This window comes from Methyloversatilis universalis EHg5, assembly GCF_000378945.1.
GTDB classification, from domain to species: domain Bacteria; phylum Pseudomonadota; class Gammaproteobacteria; order Burkholderiales; family Rhodocyclaceae; genus Methyloversatilis; species Methyloversatilis universalis_A.
Genome location: NZ_KB900539.1, coordinates 3,533,611 through 3,553,608 on the forward strand (window position 1 = coordinate 3,533,611; position 19,998 = coordinate 3,553,608).

General features: G+C 65.9%; 20 protein-coding genes. 1 reads left to right on the plus strand and 19 read right to left on the minus strand.

Going from position 1 to position 19,998, the window contains the following annotated elements; all coding sequences use genetic code 11:
* Window positions 1-159: 159 nt before the first annotated feature.
* From METUNV2_RS0116140 to METUNV2_RS0116195, 12 genes are all read right to left on the minus strand, one after another.
* Complete coding sequence (locus tag METUNV2_RS0116140; RefSeq protein ID WP_018230512.1) at window positions 160-1,461, minus strand: DUF1329 domain-containing protein; 1,302 nt, start codon at window positions 1,459-1,461, stop codon at window positions 160-162.
* Between the two features lie 54 nt (window positions 1,462-1,515).
* Window positions 1,516-3,495, minus strand: a complete 1,980-nt coding sequence (locus METUNV2_RS0116145; RefSeq protein ID WP_018230513.1) for a DUF1302 family protein — start codon at window positions 3,493-3,495, stop codon at window positions 1,516-1,518.
* 114 nt (window positions 3,496-3,609) lie between these two features.
* Entirely contained in the window at window positions 3,610-6,030 is a 2,421-nt protein-coding gene (locus METUNV2_RS0116150) for an efflux RND transporter permease subunit (RefSeq protein WP_018230514.1), read from the minus strand.
* On the minus strand, window positions 6,027-7,007 hold the full coding sequence (locus METUNV2_RS0116155; RefSeq protein WP_018230515.1) for a WD40/YVTN/BNR-like repeat-containing protein: 981 nt from the start codon (window positions 7,005-7,007) through the stop codon (window positions 6,027-6,029). The genes METUNV2_RS0116150 and METUNV2_RS0116155 overlap by 4 nt, the downstream gene beginning before the upstream one ends.
* Before the next feature lie 68 nt (window positions 7,008-7,075).
* The gene (locus tag METUNV2_RS0116160) at window positions 7,076-7,267 is read right to left on the minus strand and encodes a 4-oxalocrotonate tautomerase (RefSeq protein WP_018230516.1); all 192 of its coding nucleotides are present in this window, start codon (window positions 7,265-7,267) and stop codon (window positions 7,076-7,078) included.
* A gap of 31 nt (window positions 7,268-7,298) precedes the next feature.
* Window positions 7,299-8,087, minus strand: coding sequence for a 2-oxo-3-hexenedioate decarboxylase (gene dmpH / locus METUNV2_RS0116165; RefSeq protein ID WP_018230517.1), 789 nt, complete (start codon window positions 8,085-8,087; stop codon window positions 7,299-7,301).
* 3 nt (window positions 8,088-8,090) lie between these two features.
* Window positions 8,091-9,131, minus strand: coding sequence for a 4-hydroxy-2-oxovalerate aldolase (dmpG, locus tag METUNV2_RS0116170; RefSeq protein ID WP_018230518.1), 1,041 nt, complete (start codon window positions 9,129-9,131; stop codon window positions 8,091-8,093).
* Window positions 9,132-9,148: 17 nt separating this feature from the next.
* Complete coding sequence (locus METUNV2_RS0116175) at window positions 9,149-10,066, minus strand: acetaldehyde dehydrogenase (acetylating) (protein ID WP_008064266.1); 918 nt, start codon at window positions 10,064-10,066, stop codon at window positions 9,149-9,151.
* 35 nt (window positions 10,067-10,101) lie between these two features.
* On the minus strand, window positions 10,102-10,887 hold the full coding sequence (gene dmpE, locus METUNV2_RS0116180; RefSeq protein WP_008064264.1) for a 2-oxopent-4-enoate hydratase: 786 nt from the start codon (window positions 10,885-10,887) through the stop codon (window positions 10,102-10,104).
* Between the two features lie 13 nt (window positions 10,888-10,900).
* Window positions 10,901-11,734: an alpha/beta fold hydrolase gene (locus tag METUNV2_RS0116185; protein ID WP_018230519.1), complete on the minus strand. Its 834-nt coding sequence runs from the start codon at window positions 11,732-11,734 to the stop codon at window positions 10,901-10,903.
* 11 nt (window positions 11,735-11,745) lie between these two features.
* Window positions 11,746-13,206: a 2-hydroxymuconic semialdehyde dehydrogenase gene (locus METUNV2_RS0116190; protein ID WP_018230520.1), complete on the minus strand. Its 1,461-nt coding sequence runs from the start codon at window positions 13,204-13,206 to the stop codon at window positions 11,746-11,748.
* A gap of 27 nt (window positions 13,207-13,233) precedes the next feature.
* Window positions 13,234-13,671 carry a GlcG/HbpS family heme-binding protein gene (locus METUNV2_RS0116195; protein WP_018230521.1) on the minus strand — a complete coding sequence of 146 codons (438 nt, stop codon included), beginning with the start codon at window positions 13,669-13,671 and terminating at the stop codon, window positions 13,234-13,236.
* 190 nt (window positions 13,672-13,861) lie between these two features.
* On the opposite strand from METUNV2_RS0116195, the gene METUNV2_RS0116200 reads away from it, so the two are divergent.
* On the plus strand, window positions 13,862-14,605 hold the full coding sequence (locus METUNV2_RS0116200; RefSeq protein ID WP_018230522.1) for a GntR family transcriptional regulator: 744 nt from the start codon (window positions 13,862-13,864) through the stop codon (window positions 14,603-14,605).
* Between the two features lie 189 nt (window positions 14,606-14,794).
* On the opposite strand, the gene METUNV2_RS0116205 is transcribed toward METUNV2_RS0116200, so the two are convergent.
* The 7 genes from METUNV2_RS0116205 to METUNV2_RS0116235 all read right to left on the minus strand — a co-directional run bounded on the left by METUNV2_RS0116205 (window position 14,795) and on the right by METUNV2_RS0116235 (window position 19,998).
* Entirely contained in the window at window positions 14,795-15,130 is a 336-nt protein-coding gene (locus METUNV2_RS0116205) for a 2Fe-2S iron-sulfur cluster binding domain-containing protein (RefSeq protein WP_018230523.1), read from the minus strand.
* 2 nt (window positions 15,131-15,132) lie between these two features.
* On the minus strand, window positions 15,133-16,191 hold the full coding sequence (locus METUNV2_RS0116210; RefSeq protein WP_018230524.1) for an NADH:ubiquinone reductase (Na(+)-transporting) subunit F: 1,059 nt from the start codon (window positions 16,189-16,191) through the stop codon (window positions 15,133-15,135).
* Window positions 16,192-16,431: 240 nt separating this feature from the next.
* A complete protein-coding gene (locus tag METUNV2_RS0116215) occupies window positions 16,432-16,791 on the minus strand; it encodes a phenol hydroxylase subunit P4 (protein WP_018230525.1) in 360 nt (119 codons plus the stop codon).
* 14 nt (window positions 16,792-16,805) lie between these two features.
* The gene (locus tag METUNV2_RS0116220) at window positions 16,806-18,359 is read right to left on the minus strand and encodes an aromatic/alkene/methane monooxygenase hydroxylase/oxygenase subunit alpha (RefSeq protein ID WP_018230526.1); all 1,554 of its coding nucleotides are present in this window, start codon (window positions 18,357-18,359) and stop codon (window positions 16,806-16,808) included.
* A gap of 80 nt (window positions 18,360-18,439) precedes the next feature.
* Complete coding sequence (locus tag METUNV2_RS0116225; RefSeq protein ID WP_008064252.1) at window positions 18,440-18,709, minus strand: MmoB/DmpM family protein; 270 nt, start codon at window positions 18,707-18,709, stop codon at window positions 18,440-18,442.
* A gap of 10 nt (window positions 18,710-18,719) precedes the next feature.
* On the minus strand, window positions 18,720-19,712 hold the full coding sequence (locus METUNV2_RS0116230; RefSeq protein WP_018230527.1) for an aromatic/alkene monooxygenase hydroxylase subunit beta: 993 nt from the start codon (window positions 19,710-19,712) through the stop codon (window positions 18,720-18,722).
* Between the two features lie 43 nt (window positions 19,713-19,755).
* Window positions 19,756-19,998 (minus strand): phenol hydroxylase subunit, encoded by a 243-nt coding sequence (locus METUNV2_RS0116235; RefSeq protein WP_008064249.1) that lies wholly within the window; start codon window positions 19,996-19,998, stop codon window positions 19,756-19,758.

Sequence of the window (19,998 nt, forward strand, 5' to 3'; positions counted from 1 at the left end):
GAAATCGTCAGCGGGCGTGTTCGCGAAGACGGTAGGCCGAAAAAAAGAGCCCCGGCACGGGGGGTATCCGTGTCGGGGCGTGTCCCGGCGAACCGGGAACGAGGAGTGCTGCTCACATCACCGTTGGCGTCACGCGGACACGCGTGACCGGGGCGGGCTTCAGTTGCCGCCGCGCATGTTCTGCACCTGGAACAGGTTGGCCGGGCTCAGCTTGGGATCGACCTTGCCCTTGAACTGGCCGGTCGTGCAGTGCTTGGCCTGCACGTCGACCATCGAGAAGGAATCGTCGAGCGCGACACCGGTGCCCTTGTTGATCGGCAGGTGGAAGTCCGGGTGCGCCTTGCCGATGGTCCAGCTCTTCCACAGCTCGCCCTTGCGGTCGTAGACCAGCGTGCGCGACGCGCCATAGACCTGGGCATCGAAATGCATCACGCGCTTGCTCACCGGGTGGGCCGGATTGACCGCCACCGCTTCGACGATGTGCACCTTGCGCAACTGCCAGGTGATGTCGGGGAAGCACTCGCCCTGGCCGGTGAAGCTCACGTACTTGTAGCCGTCCTCTTCCTTGAATTCGTCCGACAGCTTCATGTCGTTGTGCTTGTAGTAGGGCATCAGCAGGTTCTTCGTGCCGATGAACTTCCACTGCATGTCCGACACCCGGCTTTCATAGCCTTCGAAGTCCTCGATCATCAGGTCGGAGCCGAGGAAGGAATCGGTCACCTGCCCCGCCGCCAGGCGGCGTACCCGGCGCTGGAAGCCGAGGTAGAGGTAGGCATCGTCGAACTTGGTGTCGTCCTCGTACTTCTGGATCAGCAGCTGCGTGTTCTTCAGATCCTGCGGCTCCAGCACCTGGGCGTAGATGGCGCGATAGAGGTTGGCCGCATTCGGCGTCACCTCGGGCGTCGGCGCGTGGTCGGTGCGGTGCTTGAAGTTCAGGAAGAAGAAGTTGAACTTCAGCGTCCGCTCAAGCTGGCCGGTCGTCATGTTGCGGTACTTCCAGTAGAACGGATGGATGGCGGCGTTGTCGCCCCAGTTCGCGCCGTACTTGAAGTTCCACGCCACCTTCTCGCCAGCACGCGGATCGGAGGTGCTGGGTTCTTCCGGGAAGGGGCGACCGCCGGCAAAGCCTTCGATCTCGCCGGTCTTCGCGCCCAGCTTGGTCTTGTTCAGGTTCTTGCGGGTGGCCTCGACATAGCCCTTGGGGTTGGGGAAGCTCAGCGTTTCGCCGACCTTGATCTGGTACCAGCCGTTCTTGATCACCATGTACATGCCGGCGTCCAGCGCGTCCTTGAACTGGTCGACGTTGTCCTTGCTGATGACGGTGCCCACGCTCAGGCCCGGAAAGGTCGGGAAGCCCTTCTTGTACGGCTCGAAGGCGGTGTCGACATCGGCTTCGCTGGCAGCGAAGGCCTGGGTGCACAGTCCGGCTGCGAGCAGACCGGCGGCGAGTAGCTTGTTCATTGCGTGCGTCTCCTGTGAAGCCGGGGCGGGCCGCCCCGGCTGTGCGGTTGAAGGTCAGAACTTGTAGCGGAGGGTTGCGAAGATTTCGTCCTCGGCCCAGGCAGCGCCGATCGGGCCGGCACGGAAGCGGCCCAGCGGTTCCAGCCCGCCCAGACCGCGCGAGAAGGCCTGCGCAGCGTTGCCCGGATAGTTCGGGCCGGCGGTGAAGGGCGGCCACGGGTTGCAGGCACGGCAGTCATCGAACTTGTAGCGGTCGTTGTTGCTGCCGAACTTCACGTTGGCGCCCACCGTGAACTTCAGGTTGTCGCTGAGTAACCATTCCACCTGCGGCGCCGCCACCGTCGACTGCGCGCGGAAGTCGTGCGCGAAGATGATCTGCGGGCTGAGCCGGTCGTTGTTCAGGAAGGCCTTGATCAGCAGCGTGCCGATCACGTTGTCTTCCCAGTCCGGAATGCCCACCTTGCCGAGCGGGCCGTCACGCAGCGTGTGATCGAAGATGTGCTGATAGAACAGCTGGCCGGAAATGAGCGTGGTGCGGCGCGGGTTGATGAAGGGGATGAAGGTCGGCCGGTCGATGCCGATCACCGCGCGGAACACGTCGTTCGACGAATACAGCTCGGGCTTGGCGGTGTTCGCGAACTCTTCGCCGTTGGTATAGGCCGCCTCGATGCGCACCGCCGCGTTCGCCGCTTCCCATTCGAAGTCCATCGAACCGCCGATCAGGTTCACCCGCGGGAAGTACATGTCGAACGAGATCAGGTAGGGCCAGTAATCGCGGAACTCGCCGTTGAAGCCATTGAAGGCGCGCTTGGCGCCGCGCAGGCTGGGCAGCTGCGAACGGTAGGTCAGCGCGTTCAGCGAGAAGGACAGGCCGTCCTGGGTCACGCCTTCGTATTTCACGCCGAGCTGGGTGTTCTTCAGCTTCCAGCCGGGCAGGTTCACCTCGTTCAGGCCGATCTGGCCGGGACCGAAGTCAGTGGCCAGAAAGGTGCCGGGCGCCACGTTGGCGAAGTTGGCCACGGTGCTGCCGTTGTCCCACAGGTTCTTCATGCCGCGGAAGAAGCAGCCCGCGTCGAGGATGACGTTGGGCGAGCCGCACTGGCCGAGGTTGTTGGCGCGGAACTGGTCGAAGTTCCACACCACCTGCAGGTTGCGCTCCTGCATGGACTCGCTGCCGCCCATGCGGTACTCGGCCTGCACCATCCACATCGGAATGCGGATGTCCTCCAGCTCGTCGTAGATGTTGTTGCGCGAGTAATCGACCGGGTTGATCACGTCGAGCACCCGGAACAGGTCGGTACGGCCCCACACCACCTGCTGCTTGCCGATCTTGACGAACACCGAACGCTGGTCGTCCAGCGCGAAGGTCTTCTTCACATAGGCTTCGCGGATGAAGTCGAGACGCGAATTGAATTCGGGCGATTCCAGTTCCGAGCGCTTCAGGTCGCCGTAGCCGCCGAAGTCGGTACACCCGCGCTTGTCGTAGTCGCAGGGCCGCACCGGCACACCGAAGGCCATGCCGCCCTCGACATCGTGCCAGCGGTCGCCGAGCACACGCAGACCGTCGTTCGGATTGGCCACCGTGCTGAAGCCGAACACGTTCCCCGGCGGGCCGGACGCGTTGTTGATCGGGCCGCCGCCATGCGGACTGGCTATCGTGCCGCCCGGCGTGGTCGAGTCGAGCGTGATGGCGCCGCCCGCCTCCTTGCCGAACTGGTCATCGTTGATGCGGTAAGCACCGTCGAAGGTGCCGCGCAGCACGCCGTGGAACTCCCAGCCATTGGACAGCGGACGGTCCGCCTCGACCTGCACCGTGTTGCGGAACTTGGACAGCCCGACCGTGCGACCGGTGTTGTCCTTGCCGCGGAAGCGGGTGTCGTTCTCGTAATAGACATCCACCTTCCACTTGTCGGCACCGCTGCCCAGGTCGGGCAGGTTGTCCTGCGCCGTCGCGCCCAGCGACATCAGGGCGCACAGCGCGCCGCCGAGGCCTATGCGGGCCGACAGGCGGCTTCTTTTCTTGTGTGTATCCACCTTCTTCCTCCTCCGTTATGTGCTGCTTGTCTGTCCTGCCAGGGCACTGCAAAACCTCTTTGCCATGACCGTGGGCGGTGGCAGACCGCCCGGTCAGATCGGTTCGAACGGGTATCAGGCGGCGGCGCGGGCGATTTCGCGCGGCGCGTCGTCCTCTTCCAGAACGCCGTCCTCGTCGTAGTGGGTGGCGACCACGAAGTGCGGGCGGAACACCACGCACCAGGCCGGCACGATGAGCATCGCGGCCAGCGCATTGACGATGAGCATGAAGGACAGCAGGACAGCAGCATCCGACTGGAAGCGCAGGTCGGACATGAAGATCCACATGACGACGCCGGCGATCAGCGTCGCGGCGGTGAAGGACACCGCGTAGCCGGTGGTGGCGACCGCATTGATCACCGCGCGGTGGATGTTGCGGGTGACCGCCATCTCCTCGCGGATGCGGTCCATGAAATACACCGCGTAGTCGATGCCGACGCCGACGCCCACCGCGATCACCGGCACCGTATTCACGCTGATGCCGATGTTGGCCCAGCCCATGTAGGCATAGGTCATGACGGTGGCGAACAGCATGGGCAGCACCATCAGCCAGCCGGCGTGCAGCGACTGGTAGTAGGCCATCACCAGGAAGAAGGCCAGCAGCATCACCGCCGGAATGATGATCATGTGGTCGGTATGCAGCGCCTGGTTGGCCGCCGCGGTGACGCCGATGATGCCGCCGCCCAGTTCGATCTTCAGGCCGGGCACTTCGGCCTCGATGCGCTTCTTGCCCTCTTCGGCGAGCGCGACCACGCGGTTGATGGTGTCCGCCTGGTGGTCCTTGTAGAAGAACACCATGTTGGCTTCGTTCTCGTCCGGGCTGACGTACTCCTTCAGCGCGCCGGGAATCGGGCTGGACGCCATGTAGGCGAACATCAGGCCGCCCACTTCGTCGGCGTTGTCCGGCAATTGCGCCCAGCGCGGATCGTCGTTGTGGGTGAGCTGGTTCACCACCCGCACCACACCCGGCAGCGCGCGTGCGCCGCCCAGCGTCGGGTCGGACAGCATGTGGGCCTGGAAGCGCTCGATCGCCTGCAGCACTTCCGGCCGCTTGATGCCGCCCTTGTCCTCGGTACGGGCGACCACGTGCAGCTCTTCAGAGCCCGGGAACAGGGTGTTGATCGCCGCGGTGGAGAGGTTGTAGTCGTGGTCGCGGTTGAGCAGCGGGCTGCCCGGCTCGGATTCGCCGAGCTGCACGTGGGCGACGTACCAGCTGCCCACCACCACGCAGGCGAGCGACGCGAACAGGATGGCGCGCGCGCCGCCGTCGGTGCCGCCGGTACGCGCCATCGCATTGCCGAGGAAATTGCGCACGCCTTCGTTGGCGTTCTCCATCGTCTTCGGCTGCGGCAGCACGGTCAGGGCCAGCGGCACCATGAAGTGCACCGTGAAGATGACCGAGAAGCCCCAGAAGCCGGCAGCCAGACCCAGCTTGTAGTTGAAGGGCGCAGCACCGAGCACCAGCACCGCGATACCCACCGCATCGACGATGATGGCGAGCGACCCAGGGCGGAACAGCGCGTCCAGCGCATTGCGTGCCGCCTGCTTGCCATTCTTCACGATGGCCAGTTCTTCGTAGTAGCGCACCACCAGCTGCACACCGTGCGAGGTGGCCCGGGCAGCGATCAGGAAGGGGATGGGCAGCGACAGCGGTTCGAGGTTGATGCCGGCCAGCGCCATGAAGCCCAGGCCCCAGATCGACGACAGCGCGATGCCCAGCAGCGGCAGCGCGATGCCGTACAGGCGGCGGAAGTACACGATGAGCAGCGTGGCCAGCAGCGCCAGCGTCCACGCCAGGATCTGCACAATCTGGTCGAGATAGGTGTAGACCCAGCCGGTCAGCACCGGATTGCCGGTCACGTGCACCTTGTGGCCGTCACGCGCCAGCGTTTCGCGTACCTTCTGCAGCGCGGCGAAGGTGGCCACGTAGTCGAGATCGCTCTCGTTCAGCTGTGCCTTGATCAGCGCCGCCTTGAAGTCAGGCGACACCATCAGACCGTACAGATTGGGGTTGGCGATCACGTCGCGCTGCATCTGCGCGAGTTCGTCCGCCGAGTAGGTCTTCGCCGGGTCGTAGTAGGGCTGCGACACGAAGCTGCCCTCCGGCGACAGGAATACCTTGCGCGCGGTGCGGTGGGTCAGCGAAGCCACCAGGTTGTGGTTCACGCTGGGCAGGTTGTCGATGCCCTGTGTCGCCTCGTTCACCAGCTTCAGCGTGTCGTTGTTGAAGATGGTGCCCTGCTCCACCTCGATCGCCATCACGATCATGTTGGCGCCGCCGAAGTTCTCCTTGATCCGGTTGTAGGTCTGGATATACGGATGCTGCTGCGGCAGCAGGTCGGAGAAATCGGAATAGATGCGCAGCTTGGGCAGCGCGGCGGCAAAGGCCAGCGTGACCAGGAAAATCATGCTGAGCACAATCTTCGGGTTGGCGAAGATCCACCCTTCCGCCTTGTGCAGCGTGTGGGTGATGGACTTGCGGATCGGGGCGATCATTGGGCTGCTCCGGGTTTGGACGCGCCGCCGTCGGTCACGGCACGCAGCAGGCCACCGGGCCCGCCGATCAGAAGGGTGTTGTTCGCGGCAACCGAGACGCCCGCGGCCAGCGGTACCGGTCGCGCGTCCGGATAGGCCACCGCGACCCACTCGTCGCCCTGCAGCCTGACCACGGCACCACCGGCGCCTACCGCATGCGGTGAGCCGGCGTGCATGAAAATGCGGTACAGCGGCGCACCGGCGCGATTCACCTGCGCCTGCCAGGTGAGACCGCCGTCGGTGGTATGCACCAGCTGGCCGGCCAGACCGCTGACCCAGCCTTCGGTGGCCGACACGAACAGCGCCGCGTAGGGATAGAACTCGGCGGGCAGCGCGCCACGCTTCGTCCACGTGTGGCCGCCGTCGGTGGTGACCACCACGGTGCCGAATTCACCGGTCGCGAAGCCGTTCTGCTCATCGACCATCTGCAGCGTGGTGATCTGCAGATCCTCCTGCAGGTCGGTCCTGACCCAGCTCTTGCCCTGGTCATCGCTGCGCACGATGAGCGCGCCGCTGCCGGCCACCCACCAGCGGCCCTGGCGGTCGCAATGCACGGCCAGCGCGGTGTGCGGTGCCTCCAGTGGCTGGGCGGTCCAGGCGGACAGCTGGGCGTCGGCCGTCCATAACTTCCGGTAGAAATCGATGGCGATGAAGCGGCCGTCCGGGCACACGTCGATGCCGGTGATGGACGACGGGCCGGCCAGCGTTTCGCGTCGCCAGCTCTGGCCGCCGTCGGCCGACACCAGCACCGCACCGCTGCGGGTGCCGGCCGCGACCACGTCACCGTGGGCCGCCAGTGCCTGGATGCTGTCGTAGCGCTGCAGCGGCTTCTGTGCCTCGGCGCGCGCGGCGCTCAGGTCGGGCGCCTGGGTGCAGCCGGCGGACAGTGAGGCAAGCGCGGCACACACGGCCAGCGCCCTGAATCCGTAATGGTTCATGTGTTTCTCCTCCTTGCCCGGCTCTGCGGCCGGGTCATCGTTCGGGTAGGGTGTTGAGGCTGCGGTGGCTAGCGGCCGAGGTCCTTGGCGCTGACGCCGCCGATGCCCCAATGCGAACTGGGTACCTCGACGATCATCACGCGCACCGTTTCACGCGGCGCGCCGACCGCCTCGACCAGCGCCTGGGTCACCTTTTCGATGACGGCGCGTTTCTGGTCTTCGGTGCGGCCTTCGATCATGTTGATCTGTGCGAATGGCATCGTTCATGTCTCCAGGGAAAGCGACCGGCGGTCAGATGAAGCGCACGCTGGTCGAACCCAGCGACTGGATGCGCAGGCTCACGCTGTCGCCGGCCGCGACCGCGACCGCCTCGGTGATGCCGCCGGACAGGATGAGCGTGCCGGCCGGGATCTCTTCGCCACGCCGGCCCAGCATGTTGGCCAGCATGGCGATCGCCGCGGCCGGGTGGCCGAGCACTGCTGCACCGGCGCCGAGCGCCACCGGCTGGCCGTTCTTCTCCAGCACCACGCCCAGCGTGCGCAGGTCCAGCCCCTCGACCGGGGTGGCGGTGCCGCCGACCACGAAGCGCGACGACGAGCAGTTGTCAGCCACCACGCTCTTCAGGTCGAACTTGAAATCGCGGTAGCGCGAATCGATGATCTCGATCGCCGGAACCACGAAGTCGGTGGCGGCGAGCACCGCGGCGATGTGGCAGCCCGGGCCCCGCAGCGGCGCCTTGGTGACGAAGGCGATCTCCGGCTCGACTTTGGGGTGGATGAGCTTCTTCGTGTCGATGTCGCCGCCGTCGGCGACCGCGAAGTCATCGACCAGGAAGCCGAACACCGGGTCTTCGACGCCCATCTGCTTCATCTTGGCGCGTGAGGTGAGCCCCGCCTTCAGGCCGACGATGCGTGCGCCGCGCGCCAGCTTGCGGGCGCGTATCGCGTCCTGCACCGCATAGGCGTCCTCCCAGTCCATGTCCGGGTGGTCGTCGGTGATCTTGGTGGTGTCGCGCGCTTCCAGCTCGCAGTTTTCGAGGCGCTCGGCAAGCAGCGCGATGGTGATGCGGTCGAGGCTCATCGTTCAGCCCTCCGCCGCCGCGGTCGCCCGCTCGCGCGCCATCGTGATCGCAGTGTCCTCGATCATGTCCTCCTGCCCGCCCACCATGCCGCGGCGGCCCAGTTCCATCAGGATGTCGCGCGGCGCGATGCCGTACTTGGCGCCGGCGCGCTTGGCGAACAGCAGGAAGGAGGAATAGACGCCGGCGTAGCCCAGCGTCAGCGAATCGCGGTCGATGCGCACCAGATGCTCCATCATCGGCAGCACCAGGTCTTCGGCCACGTCCATGATGCGGTACAGGTCGACACCGGTCTCGATGCCCATGCGGTTGGCCACCGCGACGAACACTTCCAGCGGCGTGTTGCCGGCGCCTGCACCCAGACCATTGGTCGAACCGTCGATGCGGGTGGCACCGGCCTCGATCGCCGCCAGCGAATTCGACACGCCCATCGACATGTTGTGATGGCCGTGGAAGCCGATTTCGGTTTCAGGCTTCAATGCCTGGCGCACCGCGCTGACGCGCGCCGTCACGTCGTCCGGCAGCATGTAGCCGGCGGAGTCGGTCACATAGACGCAGTTGGCGCCGTAGCTTTCCATCAGCCTGGCCTGCGCGACCAGCTTTTCCGGCTCGATCATGTGGGCCATCATCAGGAAGCCCACGGTGTCCATGCCGAGCTTGCGCGCCAGACCAATGTGCTGTTCCGACACGTCGGCTTCGGTGCAGTGGGTGGCCACCCGTATCGTGTGCACGCCCAGTTCGTGCGCCATGCGCAGGTGATCGACGGTGCCGATGCCCGGCAGCAGCAGCGCCGAAACCTTGGTGTTCTTCATCGCCGGAATGACGGTGGAGAGGTACTCCTCGTCGCTGTGCAGCGGGAAGCCGTAGTTCACCGAGGCGCCTCCGAGGCCATCGCCGTGCGTCACCTCGATCAGCGGCATGCCCGCCTCGTCGAGGCCGCGCGCCACCGCCAGCATCTGGTCCAGCGTGATCTGGTGGCGCTTCGGATGCATGCCGTCGCGCAGCGTGTTGTCGTGCAGCGTGACCTTCTTGCCCTTGAGATTCATGGTCGTGTCCTTTGCGCTCAAGCGGGAACCGGCTCAAGCGAGAGCGAGCCATTGAGGATTTCTTCGGCGAACATCTCGGCCGTGCGCGCGGCGGCGGCGGTCATGATGTCGAGATTGCCGGCGTACTTCGGCAGGTAGTCGCCGAGGCCAGCGACTTCCATGAAGATGGACACGCGGTGGGTGTCCATGTCGATCACCGGGCCATTGACCAGGCGATAGCCCGGCACATAGGCCTGCACCTGGCGGATCATGTCGTGCACCGATTCCTCGATCTCGGCTGCGCGCGGCGCCGATTCGGTGATGCAGTGGATGGTGTCGCGCATGATCAGCGGCGGCTCGGCCGGGTTGATCACGATGATGGCCTTGCCCTTCGCCGCACCGCCGACGCGCTCGATGGCGCCCGAGGTGGTGCGGGTGAATTCGTCGATGTTCTTGCGCGTGCCGGGGCCGACCGAGCGGCTGGACACGGTGGCGACAATCTCGCCATAGCTCACCGGCTGCACGCGCGACACCGCGGCCACCATCGGGATGGTGGCCTGGCCACCGCAGGTGACCATGTTCACGTTCATTTCGCGCTTGCCGACGTGTTCCTTCAGGTTCACCGGCGGCACGCAGAAGGGGCCGATGGCGGCCGGCGTGAGGTCGATCATCATCACGCCCAGCGCATTGAGCTTGCGCGAGTTCTCGGCATGCACATAGGCGCTGGTAGCGTCGAAGGCAATCTGTATGCCATCGGCTTTCACGTGCGGCAGCAGGCCATCGACGCCGTCGCTGGTGGTCTTGATGCCCATGTCGCGGGCGCGCGCCAGACCTTCGGACGCCGGGTCGATGCCCACCATCCACACCGGCTCCAGCACCGGGCTGCGCTTCAGCTTGTAGAGCAGGTCGGTGCCGATATTGCCCGGCCCGATCAGTGCACACTTGATCTTGTTCATGCGGTCTCCGTGGAGTCTCGAGTTCGGTGGGGCGGTCAGACGAAGCGCACCGAGCAGCCGCCGAGGCCGCCGATGGCGATGCGCAGGCTGTCGCCCGCCTTGACCGGAATGAGTGCGGCGAGCGAACCGGACAGGATCACTTCGCCCGCCTTGAGCGGAATGCCGAGCCGGCCCAGCGTGTTGGCCAGCCAGACCACGGCATTGACCGGGTGGCCGAGGGCGGCGGCACCGGCGCCGGTGCCGACGATGTCGCCATTCAGCTCCAGCACCATGCCGCACAGGCCGAGGTCCAGATTGCGCGGCGACACCGCGCGGTCGCCGAGCACGAACACGCCGCAGGAGGCGTTGTCGGCCACCGTGTCCTGGATGCGGATCTTCCAGTCGGTGATGCGCGAATCGACGATTTCGAAGCAGGGCATCACGCACTCGGTGGCGCGCAGCACGTCGGCGCCGGTGACGCCCGGGCCCATGATGTCGTGCTTGAGGATGAAGGCGATCTCGCCCTCGGCGCGCGGCTGGATCAGCGAGTTCGCGGCGATCGACTCGCCCTCGTTGTAGATCATGCCGTCGAGCAGGTAGCCGAAGTCCGGCTGGTGCACGTTCAGCATGTTCTGCACGACTTTCGAGGTGACGCCGATCTTCTTGCCGACGATGCGCTCGCCGGCGTCGAGCCGGCGCGCAATCATGCGCTGCTGGATGTGATAGGCATCCTCGATCGTGATGTCCGGCTCGCGGCTGGTCAGCGGCGCCACGGTTTCGCGGGTGGTGAGCGCGGCGTACAGCTCGTCGCCGTAGCGCTGGATCTTGTCGGCTTGCATCATGTCCGGGGCCTGTTCAATTGGGTTCAGAGAGGAAGTCGCCAACGAGACGCGCAAAGCGGGCCGCGTGCTCGATCTGCGTCCAGTGGCCGCACTTGCCGTACACGTGCAGTTGGGCATTCGGTATCCACTGGGCCAGCATGAGCGAGGTATCGAGCGGGATGACCAGGTCTTCGCGGCCGTGGATCACCAGCGTTTCGTGCGGCAGCGCCTTGATGTCCTCGACATTGCTGGCCATGGCGTCTACCCAGCGCTGGCGCGGTGCCGGGAACATCGACGCGAAGGACTCCTGGAAGCCCGGGCGGATGGTGGCTTCGTAGCGCAGCCTGGCCAGATCGTCGTTCACCAGCGAACGGTCGTAGGCGAACAGGTCGAGCAGGCCGCGCATGGTTTCGATCGACGGCGTGTAGCCCCACACCGCATCGAGCGCCGGCGTGATGTCGAAGCGCACACCGACGCTGCCCATCAGCACCAGGCGGCGGATGCGCTGCGGGTGACGGATGGCGACCTGGAGCGCCAGACCGCCGCCGAAGCTGTTGCCGACCAGATCCGCCTGTTCGATGCCGAGCGCATCCAGCATGCCGACGGCCTGAGCGACCCAGGTGTCCATGTCGTACCGGAGGTCGGGGCGGCGCTCGGTGTAGCCGAAGCCGGCCATGTCCGGCGCGATCACGCGTGCGCGTTCGGCCAGTGAAGGCATGACCAGCCGCCAGTTCGCCCAGGCGCTGACACCAGGGCCGGAGCCGTGCAGCATCAGCACCGGAAAGCCGCTGCCCAGGTCGTGATAGTTGGTCCTGATGCCGGCGGCGACGATGCTGCGGGCGACTTCGGGGTTGAGCTGTGCATTCATGTCGTCGGTCCTCACAGCTTCACGCACACGTTCTTCAGCTCGGTGTAGAACTCGAGCGAATGCACGCCGCCTTCGCGGCCGATACCCGACTGCTTGGCACCGCCGAAGGGTGTGCGCAGGTCGCGCAGGAACCAGGCGTTCACCCACACCAGACCGGTGTCGAGTGCGGCAGCGACGCGGTGGCCGCGCGTGATGTCGGTGGTCCACACCGAGGCGGCGAGGCCGTAGTGGGTGTCGTTGGCCATGCGGATCGCATCCTCTTCGCGATCGAAGGGCGCGATGTGGCAGCAGGGGCCGAAGATTTCCTCGCGCACGACGGCGGCGGTTTCCGGCAGACCGGTCCAGATCGTCGGTTGCACCCAGGCGCCGTCGGCCAGTTCGCCCGGCATGTCCGGTACGCCGCCGCCGGTGACGACGGTGGCGCCCTCTTCCACCGCGCGGCGGTAGTAGGACAGCACCTTCTGTCTGTGCTCGGCAGAGATCAGCGGCCCCATGCCGGTGGCGTCGTCCTCCGGCCGGCCCAGCTTCATCGCTTCGGCGCCGGCCTTCATCGCCTGCACGAAGCGCTCGAAGATGGGCCGTTCGACATAGACGCGCTCGGTGCCCAGGCAGACCTGGCCGCAGTTGTCGAAGGCGGAGCGCAGCGTGCCGGCGATGGCGGCATCGAAGTCGCAGTCGGCGAACACGATGGCCGGGTTCTTGCCCCCCATTTCCAGCGACACCGGCCGTGCGCCGCCGGCGGCCGCCTTCATGATGGCTTCGCCGGTGCGGGTTTCGCCGGTGAAGGTGATGGCATTGACGCCCGGGTGGGTGGTCAGGAATTCGCCGGCCGAGTCGGGACCGAAGCCATGCACCACGTTGTAGACGCCGGCCGGCACGCCGACCGCGTTCATCACCTCACCGAGCAGGGTCGCGGTCTGCGGCGTCTCTTCCGACGGTTTCACCACGACGGTGTTGCCGCAGGCCAGCGCCGGGCCCACCTTCCAGGTCATCAGCAGCAGCGGCAGGTTCCACGGACACACCACGCCGACCACGCCGACCGGCTTGCGCAGCGCGTAATTGATCGCGCCGCGACCGTCCGGCGTCGCCATCTCGAAGAACTCGCCCGGCACGTTCTTGACCACGTCGGCGAAGATCTTGAAGTTGGCGGCACCGCGCGGAATGTCGAGGTGACTGGCCAGGCTGACCGGCTTGCCGGTGTCGGCCACTTCGGCGGCGACGAAGTCGTCGAAGCGGCGGTTGATTTCATTGGCGACCGCGTACAGCAGTTCGGTGCGCTCGGTCACCGTCATGCGGCCCCAGGGGCCTTCGAGCGCGGCACGCGCTGCGGCGACCGCGGCATTTACCTCGTCGCGCCCGGCTTCGCTGACCGAGGCGATGACGCGGTTGTCCAGCGGCGAACGCTTGTCGAAGCGGCGGCCTTCGCGGCCGGCGACGAACTCGCCGTTGATGAAGTGGCTGATCTGTTTCATCGATCTCTTTCGTGTGGGAGCGGCGCGTCAGCGCGCCGAGGTCAAATCGAGCGCAGCGAGCGCTGCGCGAGCGCAGTCCTCGTCCTGCGCCTCGGAACCGCCGGAAATGCCGATGCCGCCGATGCGTTCGCCGGCCACCACCAGCGGCAGGCCGCCGCCGAACATGACCATGCGCGGGCGCAGCGGCAGCCCTTGGCGGACGGCATCGGAATGGGATGACAGGGCGACCGCCCAGTCGCCGGTCGGCAGACCGAAGCTGGCGGCGGTGTAGGCCTTGTCGATCGCGATATCGACCGAGTGCAGCGGCGCGCCCGGCATGCGGAGGAAGGACACCAGCTGTCCGGCGCGATCGACCACGGCCGCATTGACGCAGGCGCCGACCGACTGCGCGTGCGCCACAGCCGCCTGCACCGCTGCCGATGCCGCCCTCCAGCCCACCGTCGATTGCCGTGCTGCCACGTCCATGTCGTCTCCTCCGTGGGGCTGCTGTATCGCGGCCTCTCACTCAATCGATATTCGATGGACTTAACGATATAAAACGATTATCTCGACGTCAACGTTTTTTCTCGAGATTTTTGGCTTTTCATGGAGAAAGTTCGGCACTAGAATGCATGCATGCCCGCTCAACCCGTGGGGGCATTCAGGGAAACATCAAATGGATCAGTTGATTACCGGCGAATTTCAGGCCAACGGCGAGGCCTACGAGCCGAAAACCCTGGTCGATGGCGCCTACCGGCAGCTGCGGCGCGACATCATCGAAGGCCGTCACGCCCCCGGTGCCAAGCTGCGGGTCGAACATCTGAAGGACGCCTACGAGGTGGGTGCCGGCACGCTGCGCGAGGCGCTGGCGCTGCTGGTGAGCGATTCGCTGGTGGTGGCGCAGGGCCAGCGCGGCTTTCGCGTGGCGCCGATTTCGCTGGCCGATCTCGAGGACATCACGCGCACCCGCGTCATGCTGGAAAGCGAAGCGCTGCGACAGAGCATCGAGAACGGCGACGAAGCGTGGGAAGGCAATCTGGTGAGCGCCTTCCACCTGCTCACCCGGGCCGAGGAGAAGCTGGCCGGCGATCTGGATGGCAGCGTGAACGAGTGGGAAGACAGAAACCGGGGGTTCCACGAAACGCTGATCGGCGCCTGCAACTCGCGCTGGATTCGCCACTTCCTGGCCATCCTTTACCGGCAGTCCGAGCGCTACCGGCGCATCTCGGTGCTGAACCGGCCGGTGCCGCAGGACGTGCACGAAGAGCACGAGCAGATTTTCAAGGCCACGATCGCGCGCGATGCCGACGAAGCCTGCCGTCTGCTGTCGGGCCACATCTGGCGGGCCTTCCACACGGTGTCCGCTGTCCCCGAGTTTGCACAGGAATCGGCGAGCCGCAAGGTGGCGAACGGAAGCTGAGGTCAGGCGCAGCCGCACCTCGACCGCCCGGCCGCGACCGGGGCCGCTCCGACAGGACATGCACGCCTTGTCGGTGGCACGTGCAAGCCTCCGGTGGAAGCGAGCTTGCTCGCGATCTCGGCCGCAATCGACGCACGCGGCGTGCAGCGGCCCTGCCGCGAGCAAGCGCGCCCACAGGATCTCGCCTCGTCAGCCCTTCTGCGCCACCTCCTGCTTCAGCGCCTCGACGCTGCGCGCCATCTTTCCCACCACCTTCAGCTTCAGATCGCTGGTCGGATAGATGCGGCAGGCGAGCACGCACTGTCGGCGCTCGTCCTCCTCGCTGATCGCGCTGCGGCTCATCACGCCGGCGGTATAGGTGCCGGACAGCACCTCCACCTTGCACACGCCGCAGCCGCCCTGGCGGCAGCCGACCGGAATGCCGCGGCCGCCCAGCGCCTCCATGCCGCGCAGCGCGTTCTGCGTTTCCGCACACAGATACTCGCGGCCGATGCCGTCGAGCACGATGCTGTACGACCGCCCCATGGTCAGATCTTCCTGAACAGCGGGCTGCGCACCTGCTGTGCGTCGGCCGCCGAGAAAAACTTCTCGGTGTGGATGTCGCGCTCGAACAGCCGGCCCTGCATCAGCGCATTGATGCAGGCGTCGATCATGACCGGCGGTCCGCACAGATAGGCCTGGTGGCCGCGGAAATCCTCGCGGAAGTGGGCCAGTGCCGCCTCGTGCGCGAAACCGCGGAAGCCGTCCCAGTCGCTGCCGGCCGGCTCGTCGGACAGCGCCGGCACATAACTGAAAGCCGGATGCGCCGCCGCCAGCGCGACGAAGTCATCGTGGTAGTACAGCTCGGCGCGATTGCGCGCGCCGTACACCAGCGTGATCGGCTGCGCATAGTCCCTGGCCAGCAGATCGAGAATCATCGACCGTGGGCTGGACAGCCCGGAGCCGCCGGCCATGAAGATGAGCGGCCGGGCCGCGGACTCGCGCACGAAGAAGCGGCCGTAGGGACCGGACAGCTTCACCCGGTCTCCCGCCTTCAGCGACTCGTGTATCCAGGTGGTGCCGCGGCCGCCGGGCACGATGCGGATGTTCAGCTCGACTTCGTTGCCATTCGACGGTGCGTTTGCGAGCGAGAACGCGCGCGACATGCCGGGCTCGGCGCCGATGTCGAGGTTGATGTACTGACCGGCCTGGAAGTCGAGCGGCCGGTCCAGCTCGACGAACAGGCCCTTTATCGTCGGCGTCAGCTGTTCGATGCGGGTCACCGTGCCGTGGAAATCTTCGACCGGAATATTGCGCGCGTCAGGCTCCTCGTCGATGTCCGCCTTGATGGTCACGTCGCTCTGCAGCCGCGCGCAGCAGGCCAGGGTCTTGCCCTCGTCGCGCTCGAAATCCATCAGCGCAAAGTCGGACGCCTCACCGTGGTCCACCTCACCGTCCACCACCTGCACCTTGCAGGTGGCGCACAGGCCGTGGCAGCAGGCGTGCGGCAGCCAGATGCCCGCCCGCAGACAGGCATCCAGCACCGTCTGGTCGTCCTCGACCTCCAGCGTCTGGCCGAGCGGTTCTATGGTCAGCGCGTAGCTCATATCAGTTTCTCCAATGCGCCGCGCCGCGCGCCGGGCCGCCCCACCGGATGGAGCAGGGGTTTCGGCAAGCACCGCTCGCCGCCTGCACGACCGGTCGGGTGCGCACACCCGACCGTGGTCGGCGCAGCCCCCACGGCGGGGGTGAGGCAGGGGGTGCGCGACGCATGCGTCGCGCCTGCCGAACGGGTCGGCTGTGCAAAGCCGACCCTGCGCGAACAAAGTGAGCGTGGGAGCCTCATTTCAACTGCACGATCCCTGGATGCCGGTCAGGCCGGGCGTGCGGAAGCGCAGCACGTCCTTGTGGCCCAGACCGTTCTCGGCCAGCGTGCGGTTGAAGTGCGGCGTCCACGGCTGGCCGGACTTCAGCCACTCGACCTTCGACCAGTCGACCCGGGCCCAGTCCGGGTGATAGCCGTAGGCACCGGGCAGCACCTTCTCGACGATGTCGCCGAAGCGCAGGGTCGGCGGGAAGGGAAAGGTCAGCGGCGCGCAGAACATCAGGTGGTCGTCCCAGCCGATGTACAGCAGCTGGTTGCCGTGGAAGTTCTCGACGCCGTCGCGCGGCGTGCCTGCATATTCCTTCACTGCAGCGACTTGCATGTTCTTGTCCCCCCTCAGTCGTTGCGCTTGGCCATGCCGCGCCATGCTTCGAAATTGCGCTGGTCTTCCGAGCCCTCGAAGTCGCCGTTGTCGCGCCCCGCGTTCAGCCGGTAGTGCTCCAGCACCGCCGCCAGCGGGTCGAAGCCCGGCGCGGTCGGGTCGCTGCCTTCGGGGAAGCAGTTGCCCTGGTAGATCTGATGCACCGGCAGCCAGGCCTGGACGTACTTCTCCGGCTCGTTGTCGAAGATGTGCTGGCAGTGGTCGGAACAGAAGTGGTACTTGCTGCCCTTGTAGTCACGCTCGCGATAGCAGATCTTCGTCGGGTCACCGGGCTCGGTGAACAGCATCGGGATCTGGCAGGTCTGGCACAGCATGGGCAGCGTCTTGTTGTAGAAGCGGTTGCCCTTCTGCTGCTGCTCGCGCCAGAACTCGAAGCGCGGCCGGTAGTGCTGGTCGAAGGTGTCCGGGTACTTCTGCGACAGCCACTTCATCTCGTCCTCGTCCGGCATCCAGGTGTGGAAGTCGGTGGCCGCGCTGTAGTTGTAGAAAGCGGCCCACACCTGGTGCGACAGGTGATCCTTCTCCTGCCTGATCTGTTCGCAGCAGTCCGGCATCCGGATGCCGTAGCGGGCGAGGTCCTTGAAGAGCGCGCCGCCGTTCTCCTCGAAATAGATCTCCCAGGCTTCCTTCCAGCTCATGACGCGCTTGGGCAGCATGTAGTCCATCATCATCGCGACGATGGACAGCAGGCGCACGCCACGCCAGGTCCACTTGTCGATCCAGCGCTGCACGATGGGCAGGTTGGCCGGGTCCTGTTCGAGGATGAACTTGATGCACTCCAGCCCCAGCGTCATGTGGCGCGCCTCGTCGGACTGCGCCGAGAAGCCGAAGGTCATGGTGCCCATGTCGCCGTTGTAGGCCGCGCCGGACACGAAGGGCACGAACAGCAGATTGGTCAGCACGTACTCGAACGAGAAGCCGACCGACACGATGAATTCGAACGGCCCGGCGGTGATCGCGTCGTCGAAGAAGCTCTTCGGTACCGACAGGTACCAGACGCGGTCGTACATGTGCGGCGCGTCGTGGAAACCGTTGTAGTACTTGTTGTAGTTCGACAGCGAGTGGATCTGCGTCTGCGCGTGGCGCATCTCGTCGATCGCCTGCATCATGCAGGCCACCCGCGCGCCCGGGCCCGGGAAGGCGCGGCCGGCGTGGGCGAAGCCGCGGTGCGCCATGTATTCCAGCGGTGTGACCGCGGTCAGGAAGATCTTGATCGCGTTCAGGTAGCGCGCATCGGTGACGCCGAGGTGGCCGTTGCTCTGGCTGTAGGCATCGATGATGGCGTAGAGCTTGCGCTCCTTCTCCGCCTGGTATTTCCAGTAGGCGTCCATGGTCAGCCGGAAAGGGTCTTCCCACTTGTCCCAGTCGTGGATCTTGATGCCTTCGTAGTCGGCGTACGGGTACACCTTCTCCTTCGGCTGATAGCTGGTGTCCCACGCGAGATCACGGGTCATCAGCGTGTAGCGTTCCTTCAGACCCAGCTTCTTCTTCGGTACCTGCATGTCCATCTGCTTTTCTCCTCAATGACGGAGCGGGTGCGGCCTCTGCGGTGGGCCGTCCGTGTCCCGCGTTCTCCCTCGGGTATGACTCAGTCGTTCCAGTGCAGCGTGAATTCGTCGTCGCTTTCGTCGATATGGCCGGACAGCGATATCAGGTGGGTGTGCAGCTCCTGCAGGTCGAACTCGCGGCCGATGCGCTCGGAGATCGATTCCCGCTTCACGGTGAGGCGCCCTTCGGCATCGATCTTCACCATGGCGGGCGATTCGACCGGCAGCGCGTGCGGGTTGTCGGCCAGGATGGATTCGATGATCGGACGCGTGTCGTCGTTGGTCTGCAGCGCGATGAATACCTTGGACATGGCGCGCCCCTCAGGCCGGCACGCCGCACTTGGCGACGCGGGCAGCGAACTGGGTGGCGAGATCGTCCAGCGCCGCGCCGGCGCGTTCGCCCAGCGCGCGCTGTGCGAGCGGGGTCAGGGCGTCCAGCGCACGGCTCTGCCAGGCGGCGATCCAGCCCCGCACGAGTGCGGCGTTCTCCGGCGATTCGGCACAGGCGGTCTTGATCTGCGCATCGACCCACTTGGCGGTTTCGGCATACCACTCGGTCATGAACTGGGTCAGCATGGCGACCGCGGTGCCGCCGCGCAGCGAAAGCGCGTCCTCGACCAGGGTCTTGTAGAACAGCGGATACACCAGGCCGTCGAGCACGAGGTTCTGCGCGATGAACAGTTCGAACCAGTCCTGCACCACCAGGCTGTCCTCGACCACACGGCGCAGGCCCTGCCAGTCGGCGGCGTACAGCCAGTGTTCCTTCGCGGTGGCCAGCGCGCCGGGGTCGCCGAGCAGCAGGCCGATGCGGGTCAGGTACTGGGCGATGGCCAGGTTGTCCATCGCGTGGAACATGCAGGGCTGGGTGATGGCGGTGCCGTAGCCGTAGGCGCAGACCGAGGCGTTGTTCATGTTGGCGCCCCAGGCCACGTGACGCAGCGGCAGCAGCAGGTCGAGCGCGAGCTGGCGCACGTCTTCCGGCAGCAGCGCGCCGAGGTTGCGCGATTCGACGAAGTCGAAATTCGATTCGGCGGTGTCCTGCTGGCGGGCGCGCGCCAGCGTCCAGGCGCCGTAGTAGTACTGGCGCGGATCCTTGAACGCGTACCAGTCCTGCATCTTCAGCGCGGTACGGGCGGCATCGAAGATTTCGTGGTCCGGGTCCCAGGTCGGGCGATAGTGGAAGTTGGCGGTCGGCTGCAGGTCGAAGGTGCCTTCCTGATAGCGCGATGCCGGCTTGTCGCCGAAGCGGCGCTCGATGTGGCCGTAGGTCTGTCGCTGCGGCTTGATTGATACGGTACGCAGATCGATCTGCATGCCAGTCTCCTCGGATGTGTTCTATTGACGCCCGTGGTCGCGCTCAGCGCGCGCCGCGGTTCAGCACTTCGTTCAGTCGTGCGCCCACTGCCGGAGGCTGTCCGGCCCCGCCATCAAGCAGCACCACGTCCTGCGCCGCGCAGAACTCGTCGAAGGCAGCACGGGTGAGCATCATTTCGGCGAACAGCTCCGGCTCGCCGAGCGCGAAATCGAACTCGACGAAGCCGTCCTCGCGCTCGGCGGTGATGCGCACGTACTTGCGGAAAGGATCGAATGCAGACGCCAT

Excerpts from the sequence above, each read along its gene's own strand:
- METUNV2_RS0116185 (WP_018230519.1), bottom strand. The coding sequence starts at position 11,734 with ATGAATGCACAGCTCAACCCCGAAGTCGCCCGCAGCATCGTCGCCGCC.
- dmpE (WP_008064264.1), bottom strand. The coding sequence starts at position 10,887 with ATGATGCAAGCCGACAAGATCCAGCGCTACGGCGACGAGCTGTACGCC.
- METUNV2_RS0116235 (WP_008064249.1), bottom strand. The coding sequence starts at position 19,998 with ATGGCGTCTGCATTCGATCCTTTCCGCAAGTACGTGCGCATCACCGCC.
- METUNV2_RS0116190 (WP_018230520.1), bottom strand. The coding sequence starts at position 13,206 with ATGAAACAGATCAGCCACTTCATCAACGGCGAGTTCGTCGCCGGCCGC.
- dmpH (WP_018230517.1), bottom strand. The coding sequence starts at position 8,087 with ATGAGCCTCGACCGCATCACCATCGCGCTGCTTGCCGAGCGCCTCGAA.
- METUNV2_RS0116175 (WP_008064266.1), bottom strand. The coding sequence starts at position 10,066 with ATGAACAAGATCAAGTGTGCACTGATCGGGCCGGGCAATATCGGCACC.
- METUNV2_RS0116210 (WP_018230524.1), bottom strand. The coding sequence starts at position 16,191 with ATGAGCTACGCGCTGACCATAGAACCGCTCGGCCAGACGCTGGAGGTC.
- METUNV2_RS0116225 (WP_008064252.1), bottom strand. The coding sequence starts at position 18,709 with ATGTCCAAGGTATTCATCGCGCTGCAGACCAACGACGACACGCGTCCG.
- METUNV2_RS0116205 (WP_018230523.1), bottom strand. The coding sequence starts at position 15,130 with ATGGGGCGGTCGTACAGCATCGTGCTCGACGGCATCGGCCGCGAGTAT.
- METUNV2_RS0116140 (WP_018230512.1), bottom strand. The coding sequence starts at position 1,461 with ATGAACAAGCTACTCGCCGCCGGTCTGCTCGCAGCCGGACTGTGCACC.
- METUNV2_RS0116215 (WP_018230525.1), bottom strand. The coding sequence starts at position 16,791 with ATGCAAGTCGCTGCAGTGAAGGAATATGCAGGCACGCCGCGCGACGGC.
- METUNV2_RS0116155 (WP_018230515.1), bottom strand. The coding sequence starts at position 7,007 with ATGAACCATTACGGATTCAGGGCGCTGGCCGTGTGTGCCGCGCTTGCC.
- METUNV2_RS0116220 (WP_018230526.1), bottom strand. The coding sequence starts at position 18,359 with ATGGACATGCAGGTACCGAAGAAGAAGCTGGGTCTGAAGGAACGCTAC.
- dmpG (WP_018230518.1), bottom strand. The coding sequence starts at position 9,131 with ATGAATCTCAAGGGCAAGAAGGTCACGCTGCACGACAACACGCTGCGC.
- METUNV2_RS0116160 (WP_018230516.1), bottom strand. The coding sequence starts at position 7,267 with ATGCCATTCGCACAGATCAACATGATCGAAGGCCGCACCGAAGACCAG.
- METUNV2_RS0116230 (WP_018230527.1), bottom strand. The coding sequence starts at position 19,712 with ATGCAGATCGATCTGCGTACCGTATCAATCAAGCCGCAGCGACAGACC.
- METUNV2_RS0116200 (WP_018230522.1), top strand. The coding sequence starts at position 13,862 with ATGGATCAGTTGATTACCGGCGAATTTCAGGCCAACGGCGAGGCCTAC.
- METUNV2_RS0116150 (WP_018230514.1), bottom strand. The coding sequence starts at position 6,030 with ATGATCGCCCCGATCCGCAAGTCCATCACCCACACGCTGCACAAGGCG.
- METUNV2_RS0116195 (WP_018230521.1), bottom strand. The coding sequence starts at position 13,671 with ATGGACGTGGCAGCACGGCAATCGACGGTGGGCTGGAGGGCGGCATCG.